Consider the following 21,331-nt stretch of genomic DNA (forward strand, 5'->3'; position numbering starts at 1 on the left):
CCGCCATCAACAATCCAGTCGAGCAATTTTCATCCCAACCGGCGGGCAATCATCTGCCGGATCGTCCGGGGGCCTGCATCAAGCCGGATAGGCTGGAGATTACCTGTCAGCTTGGCTGACTGGACCCCCACCACGAAGGTCATCGGATCGACTTGCGTTCCCACATCGTCAAAGGTCAACCGAACGAGCGGCACGAATAAAGCTGCGTTGCCTTGCCTGATCGCGAGGATGGACGAAAGCGGTAGCGTGATCGTTCCGCCAAGCTCTACTTTCTCACCCGTTTTAAGGGCGATGCCGGTGTGCCGCGTCTCGAGCATGATCGCAGGATCGGCAAGCTGCTGGCCGATCGGCAATGACGCATGAGCGGCGATCATATCGGCGCCTATTACCATGGCTTCCGGCTGCACATCGGCACCCGGAGTTATTTCGAGCCGGTAATGCAGCGTGGCATTCATCATGCTCATCGCCATGCTTGTTGGGGTAAGAACCACATCAAGCGGTCCTGCGATTGATGACGCAGCCGGGGGCAGCGAAGCCGCAGGCGTTGTTAGAGAAGGCTCTGGTTCCCTCCGGGCGTCCTGCGGTTCAGGTTCGGCAAAATCACCAACGAAAGGTTGCAGCTTTTCGGCGTCGGGAGCGAGAACTTTATAAGATTTGCGGCCATAGCGCCAGAACGCTGCACCCGCCAACATCAGGGATGCAATCGCTGCCAGCCCAAGCCACCAGGGTGTCGTCCTGACGAGCGCGGGAGCGTCAGGACTGTCAGCGGTAACGTCGGCAGGAGGAGCGAGACCCGAGCCCGGCACCACCGGCGTAAAATCATCCGGGCTCTGCTGCGGCGCGGGTTGTATCGCTGGCCGGGCCGGGACTGCACCTGATGCCCCTGCGGCGGGCGTCACATCAGGTTGAGATGCTGAAGGGGCAGGAGTGCCTGCCGGGGTGAATCGACGGTTGGGCTGCGCTGCGGACGGGGTCGCGGACGGAGTCGGAGTAATATTCGTGGGCCTGGGCGTGGGCCGCGGTGCGGCCGTGGGCGCCGGAGTTGGCGCGGTGATGACCCGCGGCCTTGTTGCGGGCGCATCAGGATCGACCGGGCCCTGGACCTGCGGCGTGGCGGTAGGTGCCGGGGCAGGCTTCAGTTTGAAATCGGTAACGACGCCGTCACGATCTTGCCCCATCGCAGGAGATGCGACAGCCATCGCTAGAACTAGCGGAAGATAGAGACGGGAAAAACTGTACATTTGCAAATATGGCACCGGACACACGTAGCGCGCTGAATAGGCTCTGAACCCGCAGTGTCCATGAGTGTCTTGTGTTCCGGTGTCTTTAATTGCATCAGCGCGGCATGACGGACACACCTTCTCGAACAGACCAGGCGCCCCGGTTTCTGGGTCAACAAACGCCGCTTCCCGAATCTCCCGACGAAGCGAAACTGGATTATGTTCCCAACCCGCGTCTCGGGACCCTTTATCTGACGCGCTTTGCCGCTCCCGAATTTACTTCGCTGTGTCCGGTCACTGGCCAGCCCGACTTTGCGCATCTGGTTATCGATTATGCACCGGGTGCAACGATTGTTGAATCAAAGTCGCTCAAGCTTTTCCTCGGTTCATTCCGTAATCATGCGGGCTTCCACGAAGATGTTACGGTCGGCATTGGCCAGAAGCTGGCGGACGAAATGCAGCCGGCATGGTTGCGGATCGGCGGTTACTGGTATCCGCGCGGCGGCATTCCGATTGATGTATTCTGGCAAACCGGTGCCCCGCCAGAAGGGCTCTGGGTGCCAGAGCAGGGGGTGGCGAGTTATCGCGGACGCGGATAAACTCGCCTTCCGGGTCAACCCCAGTCTCTATCGGATGAACCGGTCAAAGTCTGCGCATTCTCGTTGGACCAACCAAGAATATTTCGCTTTATTTCGGCAAAGTCATAGCCGGCCGCATAAAGGCCAATAGTGGCGATCAACACTACCAAGACAGATTTCTTGAGCATCGTTGCTGCGATGGCAGCAGAGGGGTAAACAAAAGCTTAAGAAATTACGTTGTCTGCCCGGTAATGGTGCCGGCTAGAAGATTCGAACTCCTGACCCCCTGATTACAAATCAGGTGCTCTACCAACTGAGCTAAGCCGGCCTGTATCGTCACGAACTGTATTGTGGATGACAAGCGGGACGCTCCATGCGTCAGCCCGCATTGAAGGTCCAGCAGATTTTTATTACCCTTCGTCGAACAATGTTTGAATTTGGCCGGACAAGGGCACAGCAATGGCGGGACTAAAGCAGTTTCGGGGACGAATTTTGGACGATAATACAAGGAAACAGTTACTTTTCGAAGCCAAGCGGAAATCTCGCGGGGTATCCTATCTGCTATGGTTATTTCTTGGCTGGTTTGGCGCGCACCGGTTCTATCTTGGCAAAAAAGGTTCTGCCTTCGCGCAGGCCGGGCTCGCACTTCTCGGGTGGCTTCCGCTGTTCATGGGTTGGGCATTGTTAAGCATCTGGTGGATTGCAGATGCATTTCTGATCCCCGCCATGATTCGGGATGCGCAGAGAGAATTCTTGAGCGAAATGGGCGTCTCACCAGCGGAAAGTCCGGAAGGTTTTATTGAGCCGCAGCGATTGGCACGTGCCCGGGGTCCCATTCCGGGCAGCAGGGCCGACACCATCAGCAAGCTGTCATCCTAAATCGCGCCAAAGGTCCAGCCTTCGGTTTCGGCAATTTCGCGGGTCAGTAATTCTGACGTCCAACGGGCCGGCGACTGGGCAACACATCTGAGCCAGGCAGCGGTCAGCACCGCGTCGCTGCTGTGATCGTCAATTTTGCCGTATCCGGTGATTGGGGCCGAACCAAGGTTTGCCAAAGCTTCATTCAATTCTTCGATAGTCCGTATCTTCGTTCTGGAGGCACTGCGTCCAGCATCCAACGCCGCCATTGCAGTATAAATTTCGCAGATCACATTCCCGTTATCGGGCAGCGGGTCCACCGGCCAAATGGCTATTTCACCCGCTAACCGGTTTAACATCCGCATGCCCGTAAGGCTGGATTTGCCCACCTGGGCGGCCCCGACAAGGTTGAAATTGCTGTATGGTTTGCATCCCATCAACGCCTGCACTTTTTCAGTAACGCGGAATCTGCCGCGTCCATGCTTCGCCCCGTCAGCGCGGAAATGCGGACCTTCATCCCTGTTCTGGCGGCGGAAATAGGCGGAGAAAACCGGATGGTTGACAAAGCCGGAGGCCGAGAGAAAGGCATCATCTTTACAAAGCCCGTCAACCATTGCCCACAGGTCGCGCGCATTTCCGGGCGATTGGTGGAAGCCGGGAAAATACGAGCCGCAGTCGGCAAACGGCAAGGATATGCCGAAATCGAACCCGACAAGCGTATCGCCGCGCAGTTCGTGTTGCAGGATGGCCAGAATATCCTCTCTCGCCCATCCGGCCCCGGATTTGACCAGCACCGGCGGGCCGCCTGCGACATTACAAATGGCAATCGCGATACCTTTTTGTCGCGGTCCGACAGCGCCCGACCAGTCGATCGCACAAAACCATTCAAACCGGGCGGGGGACACTGCGCCTGCTACTCCCTGCCCCGCGTTGAACGCTTCCAGTAATTCATCCGCTCGATTACCTTGCGTTCGAAGCCGCGCTCGACCGGTTGGTAATAACTTTGCGGCTCCATCCCGTCAGGCCAGTAATTCGCGCCGGAGTAACCGTCGGGCATGTCATGATCGTAAGCGTAGTCCTTGCCGTATCCGATATCCTTCATCAGCTTGGTCGGTGCGTTCAGAATATTGGCGGGAGGAGCCAGTGATCCGGTGTCCACCGCGCTGCGCCAAGCAGCTTTTTGCGCCCTGTATGCGGCATTTGATTTGGGCGCGGTCGCGCAATAAATGCACGCTTGCGCAATCGCGAGCTCGCCTTCGGGACTGCCGAGAAATTCGAAACTGTCTTTTGCAGCCAGGCATTGCACCAGCGCTTGCGGGTCGGCGAGGCCGATATCTTCGCTGGCAAAGCGTACCAGCCGGCGCAACACATACAGCGGTTCTTCTCCGGCAGTGAGCATTCGAGCCAGATAATACAGCGATGCCTGCGGGTCCGATCCGCGCAGGCTTTTATGCAGGGCGGATATCAGATTGTAATGTCCGTCGCGGTCCTTGTCATAAACGGCGACCCTGCGCTGCAGGAATTTGCCCAATGCTGCGGGATCAAGCGGCCGGGTAATGTTGGCTGCGTAAAGCGTTTCCGCCTGATTGAGCAGGAAGCGGCCATCACCATCAGCCGCGGCAATCAATGCTTCGCGGGCTTCCTGCGTAACTGGTAGCGGGCCTTCGAGAACCTCTGCTTTGTTAAGCAGTTCGCCAAGTGCAGAAACATCCAGCCGGTGGAGGATCAGAACCTGCGCTCTGCTGAGCAGCGCGGAATTGAGCGCAAAGCTGGGATTTTCGGTTGTTGCCCCGACCAGCGTGACCGTGCCGCGTTCCACAAATGGCAAAAATCCATCCTGCTGGGCGCGGTTGAAGCGGTGGATTTCGTCAACAAACAATAATGTGCGCTGGCCTGCTTCAGCGGCGCGGTCGGCTTCTGCAAATACTTTTTTCAGATCGGCTACGCCTGAAAACACCGCGCTGAGTGCGACAAAACGCATCTTTACGGAATCGGCCAGCAACCTTGCCGTGCTGGTCTTTCCCGTTCCTGGCGGCCCCCAAAGGATGATCGACGCAAGCCGGCCCGCTGCAACCATCCGGCCGATTGCCCCTTCGGGACCGATCAGATGATCCTGCCCGATAATCTCGTCGAGCGCGCGAGGGCGCAGCCTGTCAGCAAGCGGAGCATCGGCGCGGGGCTGCGCAAGGCTTGCTGTTTGCGGTATGTCGTTAGCGAATAGATCGGCCATGGGCACTACCTAGGGAATACCGGCGAATTTGCCATTGGTGATAAAGCGGTTACACTGGAAACAGGGTCGACCTTTCGGGAGAGGGTTATGAACACGATAGCGCAAAAAACGCCTTGGCACCTGTGGGTAATCGGCGTTGTCACGCTTCTTTTCAACGCAGTTGGCGCATTGGATTATACAATGTCCCAGCTGAGAAATCGCAGTTATTTGAGCAGTATGGAAGGCTCTTACGATATTACGGTCGATGAAATGATCGCCTATATTGATTCCTTTCCTGCCTGGGCGAGCGCGAGTTGGGCGCTGGGCGTATGGGGTGCCTTGATCGGGTCGCTGCTGTTGTTATTTCGAAGCCGGTTTGCGGTCTGGTCGTTTGCCATTTCGATTGCAGGGGTGCTTCTGACCACAATTTATCAATTCAGCGGAACCATGCCTGAAGCGCTGGAAGGCCCGGGCCAGATCGCCTTTGCCGCGGTAATCTGGGCTGTTACGATCGGATTATTCTTCTACGCCCGCTGGATGACCGCGAAAGGAGTGCTTCGATAATTTCCGGCCCTCGCCGGACACCAGTCGCACATAGGTTTGCGCCACTGCCTGATTGATACGGTCCCAGCTGAATTCGCGGCTGCGCGCCTCGCCAGCGTGGCCATGTTCGATCCGCAAAGCCGCGTTTCGGATATAGTTTTCCAAGGCATCTGCGAAGGCTGCGCGTTTACCCGGTTCGACCAGTTTGCCGCAGACGCCGTCCTGCACCAGGTTCTGGCTGCCGGTCGCTTCGCTGGCGACAACCGGAATGCCGCACGCCATGGCCTCGAGTGTGACGTTGCCAAACGTTTCGGTAATCGAAGGATTGAAAAATATGTCCGCACTGGCCAGCGCGCGGCCCAGATCAGCGCCGGTTTGAAAGCCCACGAAGCGGCCGCCGGGCAATCGTTCCTCAAACCATTCGCGCGCCGGACCATCACCGATTACCAGAACTTCATGATCGATCCCGCGGCCGCTTAATTGGGCAATGGTATCCGCAAACACATCCAGCCCTTTTTCCATCACCAGTCTGCCGAGAAATGCCACCGCAACAGCATCATCGGCGATGCCCACCTTGCGGCGCCATTCCATGTCGCGTTTGTCCGACCTGAAAATCGTCCGGTCGACCCCGCGTGACCAGATCGAAATGTCATCGCCCATACCTTGCTCGCGCAAGGTTTCGACCATGCTCCGGGATGGCGCGACCAGGGCATCACAGCGCCGGTAAAAACGGCGGAGCGCAGATACCATCACTGGTTCGATAAACCCCAGTTTGTAATAGCGGGGATATGTTTCGAACCGCGTGTGGACAGAGGCCAGGATCGGCAGCTTTCGTTCGCGCGCCCAACTGACGGCGCGGTGCCCCGCCAGATCGGGTGATGACACATGCACGATATCCGGATTGAACGACTCCAGATCGGCTTTGACCGCGCCATGCAGACCTAACGGGAAACGATATTCGCCGCGCCCGGGGAAGGGGATCGATGGAACCGAAACCAGATCGCCGGTGGGCGCAAATGCCGGTTCGGCTACGGTTGGTGCATAAACCCGAACGTTGGCCCCTTGGCGCAGCAGATAGTCCACCAGCCGGTTGAGCGCCTGGTTCGCACCGTCACGGACGTAATTGTAATTGCCGCTGAACAGGGCGATACGAAGATCGTCAATTTGCATCTCTCACCCCCTGGTCGCCGGTTGCAACCGCCTGGCAGATTGCGGGAATTTCCGCGATCACCGCCTACTACACGTTTAATCCGCTGTTTCTTTCCCGCCGGTCGCCAGACTGACGCTTATTATGGCGATCATGGCTGCAGCGAATCCCGGAATGATCTCGTACACACCCGCGCCGCCCCGAAACTCTGCATTCCAGCCAAGCACGATCCATCCGATCACCACCGCCGCCCCCGTTACAAGGCCGGCCACTGCGCCCGCGCCGGTCATCCTGTTCCATGTCAGCGCCAGCAGGATCAGCGGCCCGAAGGCGGCTCCGAAACCTGCCCAGGCATTGGACACCAGCCCCAGCACCTCGCTGTCAGGATCGCCTGCAATCGCAATCGCCGCGAGTGCCACCAGCAGCACGCATAGCCGCCCGACATTCACCGTTTCGCGTTCGCTGGCATTCTTGCGCAAGAACAATCGGTAGAAATCCTCCGTCAGCGAACTTGATGCGACCAGCAATTGCGAGCTGATCGTGCTCATGATCGCGGCCAGCAATGCGGCGAGCAGGAAACCCGTGATCAGCGGGTGGAACAGAATATTGGCGAGCAGGATGAAAATCGTTTCAGGATCCTCCAGCAGCAGTCCGTTGGCCTGCGTATAGGCGCGCCCCGCAATACCCACGCCGATCGCGCCAAGCAGTGCCGCCGCCATCCACCCCATCCCGATATTCCGCGCGGTCGGGATTTCCGCCAGGCTACGCACCGCCATGAACCGCACGATGATATGCGGCTGCCCGAAATAACCCAGGCCCCATGTCACCGCCGACAGGAAGCCGATAAATGTCAGCCCTTTCGTCAGGCTGAGGAAATCGGGATCGACCGCCGCCAGCGTGGCCCCGATCCCCGCAGTTCCGACATCGCCCGACAGCACCACCAGCGGCATCAACACCAGCGCGGTCACCATGATGCATCCCTGCACAAAATCGGTCAGGCTGACCGCCAGAAAGCCCCCGACCATAGTGTAGGCCAGCACCACACCTGCCGTCAGCCAGATGCCGGTCATGTAGTCGCTCACACCCGTGTCACCGAACAATCCGGCGAAACTCGTCACAAACAATTTGCCGCCGCCGACCAGACCCGCTGCGGTATAGACTGCGAAAAACACCACGATGATCACTGCCGAAATGATCCGTAATGCAACCGCCTTGTCCGGAAATCGGTTGGCGAGGAATTCGGGTATCGTCAGCGCATTGCCCATCCGCTCCGTCTGTTCGCGCAATCGCGGCGCCACGATAATCCAGTTTGCCAGCGCACCCGCAAACAGCCCGATACCAATCCACGCCTCCACCAGACCCGCGGCATACAGCGCGCCCGGCAATCCCAGCAGCAGCCAGCCCGACATATCCGAAGCACCCGCCGAAAGCGCCGCCACCGCCGGATGCAGATTGCGCCCGCCCAGCAGATACCCCTCCGAAGTATCGGTGGATTTGCGCCACGCATAAAGCCCGATGCCCAGCATCAGCGCGAAATACAGGGCGAGCGAGATCAATGTGCCGGTTTGCATGGCCCGCCCTTAGCAAAGCGCAAGGCCACTAGCCACCAAAGCTGCCGCATCATCCCGCCCCGTATCACCTTTACTGTATCACTGTAACAATACAGTAAAGGTGACACTAGTTACACGCTGTCACCCTCCTCCGGTTTGCGTAAGCCATCGCAATACATCAGGAAAACCGGTATTGCGCGCAAGGTTACACCTTGTGCGAAACAGCCAAAACGGCCTTGCGATAAAGGAAATGCGGTCCGGTTCACGGCATCCGCCATGGCATATCGGCGGGGTGTAGGAAAATTGGCGGCTTGCCGGTCAGTAAGCGAATATCAGCTGGCGACCCGATAGGTGGCGTGCCCGTTTATATCCCGAAACCCTCGTGAGAAAGTGTTCCGCCCACGAACCTGACTTGGCATTTGCGAATTGTCACCAACATAAGTGTGTCAAACAAGCCAGTGCTTTCATGTAAGATTATGAATACGCTTTGCATCATGGATGGAGAGGACGACCTCTACTTTATCGTGCGTAAGGGTGAAATCTGGGCTTGCTGGCTGAGCGGCAAGCCGGCCGTCAAGCTCGCAAATGCTGCCGAGTTCGCAAGCGCGGTTTCGCAGTTCAGCGACGAAACTGCACCTCTCGATGCGGCGCATCCGGCACGCCCCGAAGTGGACGATACCGAACCCGCGCCTTCAAATACCGCAACAATTTACAAGGAGCGGATCGAGGCGCGGTACAATCTCACCGTATTGGGTCGGATATTTACTGTCGGCGGCAGCAGTGACGTGACGATTTTCGATCTTTCAGAAAAGGGATGTCGTTTTCAGGATGCCTCCTGGAAACTGGTTTTGGGCCATCAGATCACGATCAAGATCGGCTCGATCGGCCCGCTGGACGCGACGGTCAAATGGCGACGGGATAACACGGTAGGTGTCCAGTTTATCACGCCGCTCTATCCATCGATACTGAAACACATTCGCGAAAGTTTCGATCTGCGGCGAAAGTGATCCTTTAAAGGTTATTGCACCGGGAAGCAGGCCTGATTGCAGGGCCGGGCGCGGTTGTCCGCCGGCCACCCGAAGTCCTGCCATTCGCCGTGATGCGAAACTGCACCGATTGGGCGAAACCCGGCGGAATTCATGGCTGTCACGGCATCTCTTTGCGTGACCAAACCCGGACCAAAAGCTGCGCCCGCGCATTATCCTGTCAAACAACAGCGAAAGGATATTTCCCAATGGCCACGCCAGCGTCCACGAATTACGATTTTACCGGCAAGACCGTTATCGTCACCGGATCCTCCGGCGGGATCGGATTGGGGATTGCGCGCCGCTTTGCAGCGGCGGGGGCCAATGTCGTGCTCAATTCACGCAGCCGCAATGATCTGGAGGCGGCAGCCGCCGAAATGGATGATGCGCGAACTTTGATCGTGGCGGGCGATGTCAGCTCTGCGGACTTCGCCGCCGGGATAGTCAGCCAGACCACCCGGAAATTCGGCGGGCTGGACGTGCTGGTGAACAACGCGGGAGTAGCGCGCTCCGGCAAGCTGACCGATATGCGAGACAAGGATATCGACGCGGTAATCGACATCAATGTGAAGGGCGTGCTGTATCTATGCCGCGCGGCCATCCCCGAGCTTGCCAAAACCAAAGGGTGCATCGTCAACACTTCCAGCGTTTCGGGCATTGGCGGTGACTGGACGCTGCCGGTTTATAATGCCTCCAAGGGCGCGGTGACTAATCTGACCCGCAGTCTTGCCTTGCAGCTGGGCGGGCAGGGCATTCGCGTTAACGCCGTGCTGCCCAGCGTAACGCGCTCTGAAATGACCGAAGGGATCACGGGTAATGAGGAACTGCTGAAAGCATTCATAAACCGTCTGCCGCTGGGCCGCATCGCCGAACCGGACGACATCGCGGGACCTGTGCTGTTTCTGGCGTCCGATGATGCGCGGTTCGTGACGGGGGTGAACCTGCCGGTGGATGGCGGTGTGAGCGCTTCTAACGGCCAGCCAAACATGATGGGGTAACCGGTGATGGCTTATGGATCGACCACGAAGAGTTTGCTTTTGATAAGCGGGTTGCCAATTGTTTTGCTGGCCTGTTCTGCGGGGGACGCCGACCGGGACGAGACTGCTTCGCGCCAAAATCCGGCTGATGCTGGTGCCGCGAAACCTTCTGCCACGCCTGCGGCTCCGGAAGGCCCGGTGGCGGCGACGCAAAAGGATGCGGCCGAAAAACAGGCGGATACCGGCGCGGTGCAGGACACTATCCCTGCGCGGTTTCGCGGCACTTTCAGCGAAAGCGCGGCCGGCTGTGCACAGCGAAGCCATGGCAATTTTACCATCAATGCGCGGCAGATCGATTTTTTCGAAAGCCGCGGCGAGGTCGGGGATGTCCGCGTCAAAGGTGATTACGCGGCGGCCACGGTGCGCGAAGCCTATGCCGGTGATGTGAACATTTATGTATTCTACATGGCGCTGGAGGGCGGCGACAAATTGAGATTCCGCTACAACAAGAACGAGCGGCAAACGTGGATCCGCTGCCCCTGAATGAAAAAAGCCCGCCGCTTCCGATTGAAGGGCGGGCTTTTCGCTGATACGGGGAAGGGCGCTTACGCGTCTTCCAGCTTGCGTTTTTGCTTCTTGCGTTCGTTCGGGTCGAGGATCGCTTTGCGCAGGCGGATGTTTTCGGGCGTTACTTCGACCATTTCGTCATTGTCGATGTAGGCAATCGCCTGTTCAAGCGTCATGATCTTGGGCGGGGTGAGGCGGATTGCATCATCTTTGCCGGTCGAACGGAAGTTGGTCAGCTGTTTCGACTTCATCGGATTGACCTCGAGATCGTCGGGCTTCGCATTTTCGCCGATGATCATGCCTTCATACAGCTTTTCCTTCGGCTTCACGAACAGGATGCCGCGATCTTCCAGCATGTTGAGCGCATAGCTGACCGCTTCGCCGTTTTCCCTGGAAATCAGCACGCCGTTGGCGCGGCCTTCGATCTTGCCCTTATAGGGTGCGTATTTTTCGAAGATGCGGTTCATGATGCCGGTGCCGCGTGTATCGGTGAGGAATTCGCCGTGATAACCGATCAGGCCGCGTGACGGGGCGCTGAAGGTAATCCGGGTCTTGCCGCCGCCCGACGGGCGCATATCGGTCATCTCGCCCTTACGCATCGCTACCTTTTCGACCACGGTGCCGGAAAATTCGTCATCCACGTCGATCACCACGGTTTCGAACGGTTCGGTCCGGTTGCCGTCTTCGTCTTCGCGGTACAGCACGCGGGGGCGGCTGATGCCCAGTTCGAAGCCTTCGCGGCGCATGGTTTCGATCAGGACGCCCAACTGCAATTCGCCGCGGCCAGCCACTTCGAAACTGTCCTTGTCGGACGATTCGGTGACTTTGATGGCGACGTTGCTTTCCGCTTCGCGGGCCAGACGGTCGCGGATCATGCGGCTGGTAACCTTGGTGCCTTCGCGGCCGGCCAGCGGACTGTCGTTCACGGCGAAGCGCATCGACAGCGTCGGCGGATCGATCGGCTGCGCATGCAGCGGCTCGGTCACATCGGGATCGCAGATGGTGTTGGCCACGGTGGCCGCGGTCAAACCGGCCATCGAGATGATATCGCCGGCACGCGCTTCTTCCACCGGAACGCGTTCGAGCCCGCGGAAGGCCATCAGTTTGGACGCGCGGCCCGTTTCCACGACCTTGCCGTCATTATCCAGCGCGTGGATCGGCGAGTTCACCTTGACGCGGCCCGACTGGACCTTGCCCGTCAGGATGCGGCCAAGGAAATTGTCACGATCAAGCAGAGTGACGAGGAATTTGAACGGTCCGTCAAAATCGGCGGCCGGCGGCGGCACGTGTTCCACGATGCGTTCAAACAGCGGGGTCAAAGTGCCATCGCGCGCTTCGATATCTTCGGAAGCATAACCGTTGCGGCCAGAAGCGTAGAGGACGGGGAAATCAAGCTGTTCGTCATTCGCGCCAAGCGACACGAACAGATCGAACACTTCGTCCAGCACTTCGGAAGCGCGGCCATCGGCGCGGTCGATCTTGTTGACCACCACGATCGGTTTCAGGCCGAGCGCCAGCGCCTTGCCGGTGACGAATTTTGTTTGCGGCATCGCGCCTTCGCTGGAATCGACCAGCAGGATAACACCGTCGACCATCGAAAGGATGCGTTCCACTTCGCCGCCGAAATCGGCGTGTCCGGGTGTATCGACGATGTTGATGCGCGTGGCATCATCGCCTTCGCCCCATTCGACGCTGGTGCATTTGGCGAGAATCGTGATCCCGCGCTCTTTTTCCAGATCGTTGGAATCCATCGCGCGTTCTTCCACGCGCTGGTTGTCTCGAAATGTGCCGGACTGGCGGAACAGCTGGTCAACCAGCGTGGTCTTCCCGTGATCGACGTGGGCGATAATCGCAATATTGCGCAGCGCGTTGTTGGCGGACATTCGCTTAAGCTTTCGGTATATATGAAAAGGGGCGCAGCCGTTGAGGCTTTGCCGGTCGGGGGCCCCCTATACCAAGCGCGCCGATTGGGCAAGTTCAATGCTGCAGTGCAGCGCGCCGGAGTGGATAATCAGCCGATTTCGGGCGGCGCGGCGCATTGTTGCCACAGTTCGATTTTTACCCCGTCAGGGTCCAGCAGCCAGGCGAATTTGCCGTAACCTTCGTCGGCGCTACCCAGAATATCGACACCCTTTTTCTGCAATTGCGCGACAAACCCGTCCAGATCATCGACCCGCAGATTGATCATGAACCCGCCTTTACCCGGCTTTATATAGGTATCATCGGAAAAATGGCTGATCAGCGAATAGGGTTCGTCCCCCGTTTCTGCCGCCCATGACAGCTGCGGCCCGTATTCGCCATCGATGCCCAGAATGTCGCGGTACCATTCGCGTGTCGTCTGCGGATTTTTTGCGACATAGAATACGCCGCCCAGTCCGGTAATCTTCGCCATGTCTGTTTCCCCTACGTAAAAGGCGTTTTATCGAGCAATTCCGCGATTCATAGATGTGACAACTTCGCCACAGTCGGCAAAGTTCGTCGTCCGTGCATACGGATGCGATTGTGTCAGCACCACTTGGCATCTAAGCATCTGAGCATGTTCACTTAGCATGAAACCATGCAGTGACTTTTGAGAGAGGAAATCCCTGAATGCGTATCCACGCCAAATTTAGCGCCCGCACGATTCTGCTCGGCGGCGCCGCAGCAATCGCGCTTAGCCAGCCCGCTTTTGCGCAGGATAACAATCCTGATGTCGATACCAACACTGCAGGTGACGAAGCCAACTTCGAAGACCCCGTAGCAGAATTCAGCGGCAACGAAATCGTCGTTACCGCGACCAAACGTGCCAAAACCCTGCAAGATACGCCTGTCGCCGTCAGCGTGACGACCGCCGAAACGCTCGAGCGCGCACAAATCCGCGATCTCGTCGATTTGCAGACGGTTGCCCCTTCGCTGCGCGTCAGCCAGTTGCAGAACGCAGCCAGCACGACCTTCATCATTCGCGGCTTCGGTAACGGCGCCAACAACTTCGGCATCGAACCATCGGTCGGTGTGTTCATCGATAACGTTTTCCGTTCGCGTTCCGCCGGCCAGATTGCCGATCTCGCGAACGTATCCCGCATCGAAGTTCTGAACGGCCCGCAATCGACGCTGTTCGGCAAGAACGCTTCGGCTGGTGTCATTTCCGTGATTACGCGTGAGCCGCAGTTTGAATTTGGCGGTTCGGTTTCGGCCACATACGGCAATTTCAACCAGGTTATCGTCAAGGGCGACATTACCGGCCCGCTGGCCGACAGCGTCGCTTTCTCGCTCGACGGGAGCTACAACACGCGTGACGGTTATGCCGACGTTCCCAATCTGGGCGAAAAAATCAACGACCGTAACCGCTATGCCGGCCGCGGCCAGTTGCTGTTTGATAACGGCGGCGCTTTCCGCCTTCGCGCAATTGCCGATTATTCCAAAATCGATGAAAGCTGCTGCTATGTCGGCAACGTCCGCTTCGGCCCGACTGCACCGCTGATCCGTGCTGTAGGCGGCGCGACGGCAATCGGTAACGAGAATATTTTCGATTATTCGAGCGAACTCAACAAACTCCCGACGAACGAAATCGAAAGCTATGGCGGCTCGTTGCAGGCGGATTACGAATTCGGCCCGATCACGCTGACTTCGATCACAGCCTACCGCGAACTGAGCAATATCAGCGACCAGGATGTCGATTTCACCGGCGCCGATATCGTGAGCGAATTCCGCGATCAGGCGGTTGAGACGTTCACCCAGGAATTCCGTCTGACGACCGATTTTGACGGTCCGTTGAACTTCCTGCTTGGCGCGTTCTATTTTGACGAGGCAGTTGAGCAGGATTCAAGCCTGACCACAGGGACGCAGGCCCGCGCTGTGTTCGATCTTCTGGCAGGCGGCGGACGGCCCGGAACGCTTTCTTTCGTCGAGACCAACCTGGCCCCGTTCGGCTTCAGGCAGGGCGACATTTTCTCGGCAGGTCCGCTGTTCGACGAACGCTTTACGCTGGATAACACCTCGTATTCGATCTTCGGCACGGTTGATTTCGAAATTTCCGACCGCGTCACGCTGACCGGCGGTTTCAACTATACCAAGGACAAGAAAGACTACACGCTCGAAGCGACCGCATTTGACGAATTATCCAGGCTGAGCCTGGTCGATACGTTTATTACGATCGCCACTGCGGGTACCGTCAGGACACCGGCACAATTCGCGCAATTGCCGGCAGCAACCCGTGCCGGCCTTACTTTTGCCGCCACGACACCGTGTTCGGCCACAGCCCCGCCGCCAAATTGCAACAGCCTGCTCGGGCTTCAGGCGCTGCAGTTCCAGCCACCGTTCCTGAATGTTCCCAATGCGGTGGAAAACGGCAAGACGCGTGATGATGACTTCAGCTATACGCTGCGGGTTTCGGGTGAGCTGACCGACCAGATCAACGCCTATGCAACCTATGCAACCGGGTTCAAGGCATCGTCGGTCAACCTGTCGCGGGATTCGCGTCCCGCCGGGGTTGATTTCACGCCATTCCGGCTTGCCAATGGTGCGCCATCGGGCAGTGTCATTCTGGCTCCTGCCTCGCCAATCACCACTGCCGGACTGAATGTTCCAAACCTGTCAACCGGTTCGCGCTTTGCGGGTCCGGAAGATGCCAAGGTCATGGAACTGGGCCTCAAGGGCAGTTTCCCCGGCCTGTCGGTAAACCTTGCCGTGTTTGACCAGACCATCAAGGGCTTCCAGTCGTTTGCCTTTACCGGAACCGGCTTCGCGCTGGCCAATGCCGGTGAACAATCGACCCGTGGTTTCGAACTCGATACGGTGATCACGCCGGTCGATAATCTGGTGCTTACCTTTGCCACGACCTATCTCGATTCCGAATACGATTCCTTCCCGGGATCGGCTGTCGGCGATCTGAGCGGTCAGCGCCCTGCCGGTATCCCTGAATGGACCATCGCCACTTCGGCGACTTACACGCAGGAACTGGGCGCCAGCGGTAATGCCCTGATCGGACGGGTCGATTATTACCACGAAAGCAAGACCCAGATCCTCGACGGTCTGCCTGACTTCATCAACCGGTCACTTCCTGACATCTTTGCGCCGGCGATTGCTGCTGCACGGACCTACAACCGTGAAGTCAATGAAGTGAACGCGTCGCTGACGCTGGCGATGGACATGGGGCTGGAAGTCACGGCCTATGTTCGTAACCTGCTGCAAGCGGAATATCTGACGACGATCTTCCCCGGTGTCGCCCAGTCGCAGACGATTTCGGGCTATCCGAACACGCCGCGCACATACGGTGTGACTGCCAAATTCACGTTCTGATCCAGAACGTACCATACAAACGAAAGGGGGCCTTCACGGGCCCCCTTTTTGTTGGGTATCGCATAATCCGCCGTTGGCCTGGTCTGCATTCGGCGGTGGAGGATTAGCGGTGAAGGATTTGGCGGTGAAGGATTGGCGGTGCAATATCACGCGCCGCTCTCTGCGTTCTGTTTGCGTAGTATCTGATGCCGCTGGCTGACCGGTGCAGGCCAATGCCCCGCGCCGGTTCTGCCCGGATCCGGCAGCCACCACAGCCCGCGCCCCAAAGGTTCGCAATCGCTCCGCAGCCCCCGTTTGTCAGCGGATAATCAAAGCGCCCGCAGCGCGCTGGCGGGTTTTGCGCGTAACAGCGGCAATGATCCGGCAAGCGCAAAACCCACCACCATGGCCAGACCGGCGCCCAGCACACCCAGCACCTGCGTCCAGTCGGGCAGCCATTCAAATTCGAACAACTGCACAACCACCAGCCACGCAAGCCCGCTGCCCAGCGCCAGCGCGACAATCGCCAGCACCAAAGACAGCACCAGATATTCGGCCAGTTGCACCAGCAGCACTTGCCGTCTGCTGGCACCCAATACGCGCAGCACCACGGTGTCATACGTCCGGCTTGCGCGTGCCGCGGCGATCGCGCCCAGCAGCACCGCAAGCCCTGCCAGCACCGCGACCGATGCAGCAGCCAGAATGGCAGTGCCCACTTGTTCGAGGATCACCCGGGCATCGCGCACGACTTGACCGATTTCGATCACCGAACTGGACGGGAAGTTATTGACCAGTTTGCGCAGCAAGGGCCCGGTTGGCGTCCCGTCGGGCAAATTGATCGTTGCGGCCAGATTATGCGGGGCATCCTCCAGCGCGTTGGGGCTGAAAACCAGCACATAGTTGAAACCCATCGAATCCCAGTCGATCCGGCGGAAATTGGCAATTTGCGCGGTCCGTTCCACACCCAGCACGCCGATGGTGATCATGTCGCCGATTTTCAGATCGATGGCGTCGGCCAATTCCGCATCGACCGATACCTGCGGCGGTCCGGCATAATCGGGCGCCCACCATTTGCCTTCGGTCAGCGCGTTACCTTCGGGCAGCTGGGGCGAATAGGTCAGCCCGCGTTCGCCCCGCAGCGGCCATGCGCCATCGGGAATTTCTTCCAGTTCGGACACGCGCACCATGCTACCTTGTGGCCCGTAAGCCAGAATTGCACCGCGCAGCGCAGGGACTGTGCGGATGCTGGCGCCGGATTGGTCGGCAGTGACCAGCCCCTCGAACTCGGCCACTCTTTCACGCGGAATATCGAGCACGAAATAGTCGGGCGCCTGCTGCGGGATGTTGCGTTCGATATTGGCATCGAGGCTGGACTGGATTGCGGCCAGCAGCACAAACGCCGACAGGCCGAAGCCCAGCGCAGTGACCAGCGCCGCGGTTGACGAACCCGGCCGGTGAATGTTGGCCAATGCCGTTCGCAGCAGCGGATTTCTGGGCCGTGGCAATTTTGCCGCGAGTTTACGGATCGCCCAGCCCAGCAAAGCCAGAATGCCCAGTACCGCGGCCGCGCCGGCCAGAAATCCGGCGCTCAGTTCGGGGCGGCGGGCGGAAAACAGCACCAGCGCGACTATGCCGGTCAGGCCAAGCCCCACGGGCAGCGCGGCATCGCGCCACGCCTGTTTGAGCGGGCTTACCTTGGCGCGCATCAATGCCATGGGGGGAAACCGGCGCGCGCGCAGCAGCGGCGGCGCGGCAAAGACCAGCGCCACCAGCAAGCCGTAGGCGAGCGCGCTGACCAGCGCGAGGGGATCGATAACGATGCCTGTCTGCACGGGCAGCAAGGCGCCCAGCGCAATGCCCAAAACCGGCGTAACCGCGACCCCGGCAATCAATCCCGCCATGCTGCCGATCAGCGCGGCGGCGGCCAGTTGGAGTCCGTAAATACGGATGATGTCTTTGCTTGATGCGCCCACCACCTTCATCGTGGCGATGCTGCCGCGCCGCGCCTCCAGATAGGAAGATACGCCGCCGCCGATCCCGATGCCCGCAATAACCAGTGCGGCAAGGCCGACCAGCGTGAGAAATTCCCCCATGCGCGAGACGAAGCGTTCCGCACCCGGCGCTGCATTATCGCGGGTCTTGATTTCGAAGCCAGCGTTGGGAAATGTTTCCGTAAGCCTGTCACCGATGGCCTGCGGATCGCCTGCCCCGTCCAGCGTGAGGCGGTATTTGCTTTGGTACATCGATCCCGCAGCCAGCAGGCCGGCCTGCGCGGGGACTTCTTCGGCAACCATTATTGTGGGGCCAAGCGCAAACCCTTCGCCAAGCCGGTCCGGTTCATCCGCGATAATCCCGCCGACCGTCAGATCGGTCCCGCCAAGCCGGAACTCGTCACCTTGCGCGATGCCCAGCCTGTCTGCCGCGCCTTGCGCCAGCCACGCTTCGCCGGCGGGCGGTGCGCCGACACTGCGGCCGTCGGTCAGCGTCAGTTCGCCCACCAGCGGGTAGCGATCATCGACCGCTTTCAATTCGATCGGTGCAGCGTTTTGTCCGGCGCTGGCCATGGCCTGCATCCGCGTTCCGCTGGACACCTCGCCATATTCACCCAGCGCGCCAAGTTCGTCCGGATCGAGCGCGCGTTGCCAGATTTCGACTTCCAGATCGCCGCCCAGAATGGTGCGCCCGCGTCCGTCCAGTTCGCTTTCGATGGCGCTGGTAAGCGTGCCGATGGCTGCCAACGCGCCGACCCCCAGAAACAGGCAGACCAGCAGCAGCCGCAGGCCCCTGAAACGGCCATTGAGGTCGCGGCGGGCGATGTTCCACGCGGCGGTCCAGGTAAGCGGGCCGGTCACGCGGCCGCCGTGTCGCTTTCAATCAGTCCGTCAGCCAGTGTCACCACGCGTTCGCAGCGTTCGGCAAGCGATTTGTCATGGGTAATCATCAGCAGGGTGGCGCCGGTTTCGGCGCGGCGGGCAAACAGCAGCTCGATAATTTCCGCGCCCGTCGCGGCATCCAGATTGCCGGTCGGCTCGTCGGCAAAGATCAGGCGAGGGCGGGGCGCTGTTGCGCGGGCGATGGCGACGCGCTGCTGCTCGCCTCCCGAAAGCTGCGTGGGGTAATGCGTCAGCCGGTGGCCAAGGCCGACCGCTTCCAGTTCCGCCGCTGCGCGCGGCCAGACGTCATCCGCCCCGTCCAGTTCCATCGGTGTCGCAACGTTTTCCTGCGCGGTCATCGTGGGCAGCAAATGGAACGCCTGCAGCACGATGCCGATACGTCCGCGTCTTGCGGCGGCAAGCTCGTCTTCTCCCAGCGATGTAAAATCCTGCCCTGCGACGGTCAGCGATCCGCCGCTGGCGCGTTCGAGCCCGGTCAGCACCGCCATCAGCGAACTTTTGCCCGATCCGGATGGGCCGAGCAGCGCGACAGTCTCGCCGTCACGCACAGTCAGGTCGACCCCCCTCAGGATATCGACGGCGGCCTCCCCCTCGCCAAGCGTAAGGGTGAGGTTTTGGGCGAAAATTGCTGGAGCACTTGTCACAGCGCAGCGATGGCATAGCTAGGGATTGGCAGCAAGCGAATGAGGACAATTCCCGCGATGAATGTAAGATATGGCTCGACTATCAGTCTTTTGGCCGGGGCAGCAGCGCTTGCCGCCTGCGGTAATGCCGAGGCTCCGGTCAAGGAAAGCAGCGAGCGCATCAGCGAAGTGCCCGCCGCCGCACAGCCCGTGATGGGGCCGGAGCGGCGGATTCTTGCCTTTGGTGACAGTCTGTTTGCCGGATATAATGTTGCGGCAGACGAAAGCTATCCGGCCAGGCTGGAGGCGGCATTGCGCGCGCAGGGCATCAATGCGCGCGTGGCAAATGCGGGCGTATCGGGCGATACGACGTCGGCGGGACTGCAGCGATTTGCCTTTACGCTCGATGCCCAGCCTGAAAAGCCCGAATTGGTGATTATCGAGCTTGGCGGCAATGATCTGCTGCGCGGATTGCCTCCCGCGCAAACCCGCGACAATCTGGATACCATGCTTGCCGAAACACAGCGCCGGGATATTCCCGTGCTGCTGATGGGGATGCGCGCGCCGCCCAACCTTGGTGAAGGATTTGTGGCGCAATTCGATTCGATTTATCCCGAACTGGCCGCCAAATATGGCGCGCAGCTGGTGCCGTTTTTTCTGGAAAGCATTTATCGGCGGCCCGAACTCATCCAGCCTGACCGGGTCCACCCCACAGCCAGGGGCATCGAAGAACTGGTGGGCGCGACAGTCAACAGTGTGAAAACCGCGCTGCCACAACCGCCAGCGGGTTAAAGCCGCTGGACGGCGCCGCCATCGACCCGCCAGATCGCCGCTTCGCTTTCGATATCGGTAAAGGGCGCAAGCTCGGTCCCTGTCAGCCACACCTGTGCGCCGCTTGCCCGCAAACGGCCGAACAGCGCGGTGCGGCGAACCGGATCAAGATGCGCTGCAACTTCGTCGAGCAGCAACAGATTGGGCCGCCCGCGCGCGGCGAGATCCGAATGGGCGAGCGTTATCGCTATCAGCATCGCTTTCTGCTCGCCGGTCGAACATTGTGCTGCGGCCACCCCGCGTCCTGCCATCCGCACTTCCAGTTCGGCGCGGTGCGGGCCGGTCAAAGTGCGGCGGGCAGCCCGGTCGCGCGCGCGATCATCGCGCAGCACGCGGGCAAAACTGTCGGCATCGGCGGGGCCGGCAGGGAGATAGGTCAGTCGGGGCAGCGCAAAAGGTTCGGGCGGGATGCCTGCCAGTTCAGCCGACAGCTGGTCAACCAGCGCGGTCCGGCCCTGCGTCAGCGCAGCCCCGGCCTGCGCAAGTTGCGCCTCTACCGCATCGAACCAGATCGCTTCGGGCATCACATCGCCGCCAAGCATCCGGTTACGTTCGCGCAAGGCGTTTTCATAGCGCGAGGCCAGCCGCGCATGGCCCGGATCGATTGCCAGCGCCATGCGGTCGAGAAACCGCCGCCGTGCACCCGCACTGTCGCTGAACAGACCGTCCATCGCGGGTGTCAGCCAGCCCATGGCCAGCCATTCGCCCAATCTTGTCGCGCTGGCTTCCGCGCCGTTGATCTGCACCAGCCTGCGGCCCGGACGTTCTGCCTGCATGGCGGTGCCCAGCCGCAGCGGAGTGCCCCCGTCATGCGGCGTAAGTGCGGCGCCAAGCGCAAAGCCGCCGGAACCGCCGACGGAGGCCATATCTGCGAGTGGAACACGCCTTAACCCGCGTCCGGGGGCAAATAACGACAATGCCTCCAGCACGTTGGTTTTGCCCGCGCCGTTTTCGCCCACAAGCAGGTTGAACTGCCGCGTGTCTTCGACGCGCGAGGCACGGTGATTGCGGAAATCAGAGATGTCCAAACGGTCGAGCGCCATGCCCGAACCG

At 59.7% G+C, this 21,331-nt stretch carries 18 protein-coding genes and 1 tRNA gene; 8 read left to right on the forward strand and 11 right to left on the reverse strand.

What is annotated here, in order from left to right; genetic code table 11:
• Positions 1 to 29: 29 nt before the first annotated feature.
• The gene (locus WFP06_RS03865; RefSeq protein ID WP_336985928.1) at positions 30 to 1,199 is read right to left on the reverse strand and encodes a hypothetical protein; all 1,170 of its coding nucleotides are present in this window, start codon (positions 1,197 to 1,199) and stop codon (positions 30 to 32) included.
• A 146-nt stretch (positions 1,200 to 1,345) separates the two neighbouring features.
• Between WFP06_RS03865 and queF the strand changes: the two genes are divergently transcribed.
• Positions 1,346 to 1,819, forward strand: coding sequence for a preQ(1) synthase (gene queF / locus WFP06_RS03870; RefSeq protein WP_336985929.1), 474 nt, complete (start codon positions 1,346 to 1,348; stop codon positions 1,817 to 1,819).
• Between the two features lie 231 nt (positions 1,820 to 2,050).
• Here the strand turns inward: queF and WFP06_RS03875 are convergent.
• A tRNA-Thr gene (locus tag WFP06_RS03875) sits at positions 2,051 to 2,126 on the reverse strand.
• 164 nt (positions 2,127 to 2,290) lie between these two features.
• On the opposite strand from WFP06_RS03875, the gene WFP06_RS03880 reads away from it, so the two are divergent.
• Positions 2,291 to 2,677 (forward strand): TM2 domain-containing protein, encoded by a 387-nt coding sequence (locus tag WFP06_RS03880; RefSeq protein WP_336985930.1) that lies wholly within the window; start codon positions 2,291 to 2,293, stop codon positions 2,675 to 2,677.
• On the opposite strand, the gene WFP06_RS03885 is transcribed toward WFP06_RS03880, so the two are convergent.
• On the reverse strand, positions 2,674 to 3,561 hold the full coding sequence (locus WFP06_RS03885) for a hypothetical protein (RefSeq protein WP_336985931.1): 888 nt from the start codon (positions 3,559 to 3,561) through the stop codon (positions 2,674 to 2,676). The genes WFP06_RS03880 and WFP06_RS03885 overlap by 4 nt on opposite strands.
• An 8-nt stretch (positions 3,562 to 3,569) precedes the next feature.
• Entirely contained in the window at positions 3,570 to 4,886 is a 1,317-nt protein-coding gene (locus WFP06_RS03890; RefSeq protein ID WP_336985932.1) for a replication-associated recombination protein A, read from the reverse strand.
• An 87-nt stretch (positions 4,887 to 4,973) separates the two neighbouring features.
• Here WFP06_RS03890 and WFP06_RS03895 point away from each other — a divergent pair, with 87 nt between their 5' ends.
• Positions 4,974 to 5,429, forward strand: coding sequence for a hypothetical protein (locus tag WFP06_RS03895; RefSeq protein WP_336985933.1), 456 nt, complete (start codon positions 4,974 to 4,976; stop codon positions 5,427 to 5,429).
• Here the strand turns inward: WFP06_RS03895 and WFP06_RS03900 are convergent.
• Both WFP06_RS03900 and putP read right to left on the reverse strand, forming a co-directional pair.
• Entirely contained in the window at positions 5,382 to 6,578 is a 1,197-nt protein-coding gene (locus WFP06_RS03900; protein ID WP_336985934.1) for a glycosyltransferase family 4 protein, read from the reverse strand. The genes WFP06_RS03895 and WFP06_RS03900 overlap by 48 nt on opposite strands.
• 75 nt (positions 6,579 to 6,653) lie before the next feature.
• Positions 6,654 to 8,126, reverse strand: a complete 1,473-nt coding sequence (gene putP, locus WFP06_RS03905; RefSeq protein ID WP_336985935.1) for a sodium/proline symporter PutP — start codon at positions 8,124 to 8,126, stop codon at positions 6,654 to 6,656.
• Between the two features lie 455 nt (positions 8,127 to 8,581).
• Here putP and WFP06_RS03910 point away from each other — a divergent pair, with 455 nt between their 5' ends.
• The 3 genes from WFP06_RS03910 (at position 8,582) to WFP06_RS03920 (ending at position 10,650) form a co-directional block, all read left to right on the forward strand.
• Positions 8,582 to 9,112: a PilZ domain-containing protein gene (locus tag WFP06_RS03910; protein WP_336985936.1), complete on the forward strand. Its 531-nt coding sequence runs from the start codon at positions 8,582 to 8,584 to the stop codon at positions 9,110 to 9,112.
• A gap of 227 nt (positions 9,113 to 9,339) precedes the next feature.
• Complete coding sequence (gene budC / locus WFP06_RS03915) at positions 9,340 to 10,128, forward strand: meso-2,3-butanediol dehydrogenase (RefSeq protein WP_336985937.1); 789 nt, start codon at positions 9,340 to 9,342, stop codon at positions 10,126 to 10,128.
• A gap of 6 nt (positions 10,129 to 10,134) precedes the next feature.
• Positions 10,135 to 10,650, forward strand: a complete 516-nt coding sequence (locus WFP06_RS03920) for a hypothetical protein (protein WP_336985938.1) — start codon at positions 10,135 to 10,137, stop codon at positions 10,648 to 10,650.
• Between the two features lie 62 nt (positions 10,651 to 10,712).
• On the opposite strand, the gene typA is transcribed toward WFP06_RS03920, so the two are convergent.
• Both typA and WFP06_RS03930 read right to left on the reverse strand, forming a co-directional pair.
• On the reverse strand, positions 10,713 to 12,557 hold the full coding sequence (gene typA / locus WFP06_RS03925; RefSeq protein WP_336985939.1) for a translational GTPase TypA: 1,845 nt from the start codon (positions 12,555 to 12,557) through the stop codon (positions 10,713 to 10,715).
• A gap of 128 nt (positions 12,558 to 12,685) precedes the next feature.
• Positions 12,686 to 13,066, reverse strand: coding sequence for a VOC family protein (locus tag WFP06_RS03930; protein ID WP_336985940.1), 381 nt, complete (start codon positions 13,064 to 13,066; stop codon positions 12,686 to 12,688).
• Positions 13,067 to 13,263: 197 nt separating this feature from the next.
• Here WFP06_RS03930 and WFP06_RS03935 point away from each other — a divergent pair, with 197 nt between their 5' ends.
• The gene (locus WFP06_RS03935; RefSeq protein ID WP_336985941.1) at positions 13,264 to 15,951 is read left to right on the forward strand and encodes a TonB-dependent receptor; all 2,688 of its coding nucleotides are present in this window, start codon (positions 13,264 to 13,266) and stop codon (positions 15,949 to 15,951) included.
• A 308-nt stretch (positions 15,952 to 16,259) separates the two neighbouring features.
• Here the strand turns inward: WFP06_RS03935 and WFP06_RS03940 are convergent, their stop codons facing one another.
• Together WFP06_RS03940 and WFP06_RS03945 are read right to left on the reverse strand one after the other, a co-directional pair.
• Complete coding sequence (locus WFP06_RS03940) at positions 16,260 to 18,782, reverse strand: ABC transporter permease (RefSeq protein WP_336985942.1); 2,523 nt, start codon at positions 18,780 to 18,782, stop codon at positions 16,260 to 16,262.
• Positions 18,779 to 19,468, reverse strand: a complete 690-nt coding sequence (locus tag WFP06_RS03945; protein WP_336985943.1) for an ABC transporter ATP-binding protein — start codon at positions 19,466 to 19,468, stop codon at positions 18,779 to 18,781. The genes WFP06_RS03940 and WFP06_RS03945 overlap by 4 nt, the downstream gene beginning before the upstream one ends.
• Positions 19,469 to 19,507: 39 nt before the next feature.
• Here WFP06_RS03945 and WFP06_RS03950 point away from each other — a divergent pair, with 39 nt between their 5' ends.
• A complete protein-coding gene (locus WFP06_RS03950; protein WP_336985944.1) occupies positions 19,508 to 20,239 on the forward strand; it encodes an arylesterase in 732 nt (243 codons plus the stop codon).
• Here the strand turns inward: WFP06_RS03950 and recF are convergent.
• The gene (gene recF / locus WFP06_RS03955; RefSeq protein ID WP_336987619.1) at positions 20,236 to 21,321 is read right to left on the reverse strand and encodes a DNA replication/repair protein RecF; all 1,086 of its coding nucleotides are present in this window, start codon (positions 21,319 to 21,321) and stop codon (positions 20,236 to 20,238) included. The genes WFP06_RS03950 and recF overlap by 4 nt on opposite strands.
• Between the last annotated feature and the right edge of the window lie 10 nt (positions 21,322 to 21,331).

The sequence above is a fragment of the Altererythrobacter aquiaggeris genome, assembly GCF_037154015.1.
Lineage (GTDB): Bacteria > Pseudomonadota > Alphaproteobacteria > Sphingomonadales > Sphingomonadaceae > Aestuarierythrobacter > Aestuarierythrobacter aquiaggeris.

What these genes read in the sequence shown, in the direction of transcription:
- WFP06_RS03895 (WP_336985933.1), top strand. Translation starts at nt 4,974, where the DNA reads ATGAACACGATAGCGCAAAAAACGCCTTGGCACCTGTGGGTAATCGGC.
- WFP06_RS03865 (WP_336985928.1), bottom strand. Translation starts at nt 1,199, where the DNA reads ATGGCTGTCGCATCTCCTGCGATGGGGCAAGATCGTGACGGCGTCGTT.
- WFP06_RS03890 (WP_336985932.1), bottom strand. Translation starts at nt 4,886, where the DNA reads ATGGCCGATCTATTCGCTAACGACATACCGCAAACAGCAAGCCTTGCG.
- WFP06_RS03935 (WP_336985941.1), top strand. Translation starts at nt 13,264, where the DNA reads ATGCGTATCCACGCCAAATTTAGCGCCCGCACGATTCTGCTCGGCGGC.
- putP (WP_336985935.1), bottom strand. Translation starts at nt 8,126, where the DNA reads ATGCAAACCGGCACATTGATCTCGCTCGCCCTGTATTTCGCGCTGATG.
- recF (WP_336987619.1), bottom strand. Translation starts at nt 21,321, where the DNA reads ATGGCGCTCGACCGTTTGGACATCTCTGATTTCCGCAATCACCGTGCC.
- typA (WP_336985939.1), bottom strand. Translation starts at nt 12,557, where the DNA reads ATGTCCGCCAACAACGCGCTGCGCAATATTGCGATTATCGCCCACGTC.
- WFP06_RS03920 (WP_336985938.1), top strand. Translation starts at nt 10,135, where the DNA reads ATGGCTTATGGATCGACCACGAAGAGTTTGCTTTTGATAAGCGGGTTG.
- WFP06_RS03900 (WP_336985934.1), bottom strand. Translation starts at nt 6,578, where the DNA reads ATGCAAATTGACGATCTTCGTATCGCCCTGTTCAGCGGCAATTACAAT.
- WFP06_RS03950 (WP_336985944.1), top strand. Translation starts at nt 19,508, where the DNA reads ATGAGGACAATTCCCGCGATGAATGTAAGATATGGCTCGACTATCAGT.
- queF (WP_336985929.1), top strand. Translation starts at nt 1,346, where the DNA reads ATGACGGACACACCTTCTCGAACAGACCAGGCGCCCCGGTTTCTGGGT.
- budC (WP_336985937.1), top strand. Translation starts at nt 9,340, where the DNA reads ATGGCCACGCCAGCGTCCACGAATTACGATTTTACCGGCAAGACCGTT.
- WFP06_RS03910 (WP_336985936.1), top strand. Translation starts at nt 8,582, where the DNA reads ATGAATACGCTTTGCATCATGGATGGAGAGGACGACCTCTACTTTATC.
- WFP06_RS03930 (WP_336985940.1), bottom strand. Translation starts at nt 13,066, where the DNA reads ATGGCGAAGATTACCGGACTGGGCGGCGTATTCTATGTCGCAAAAAAT.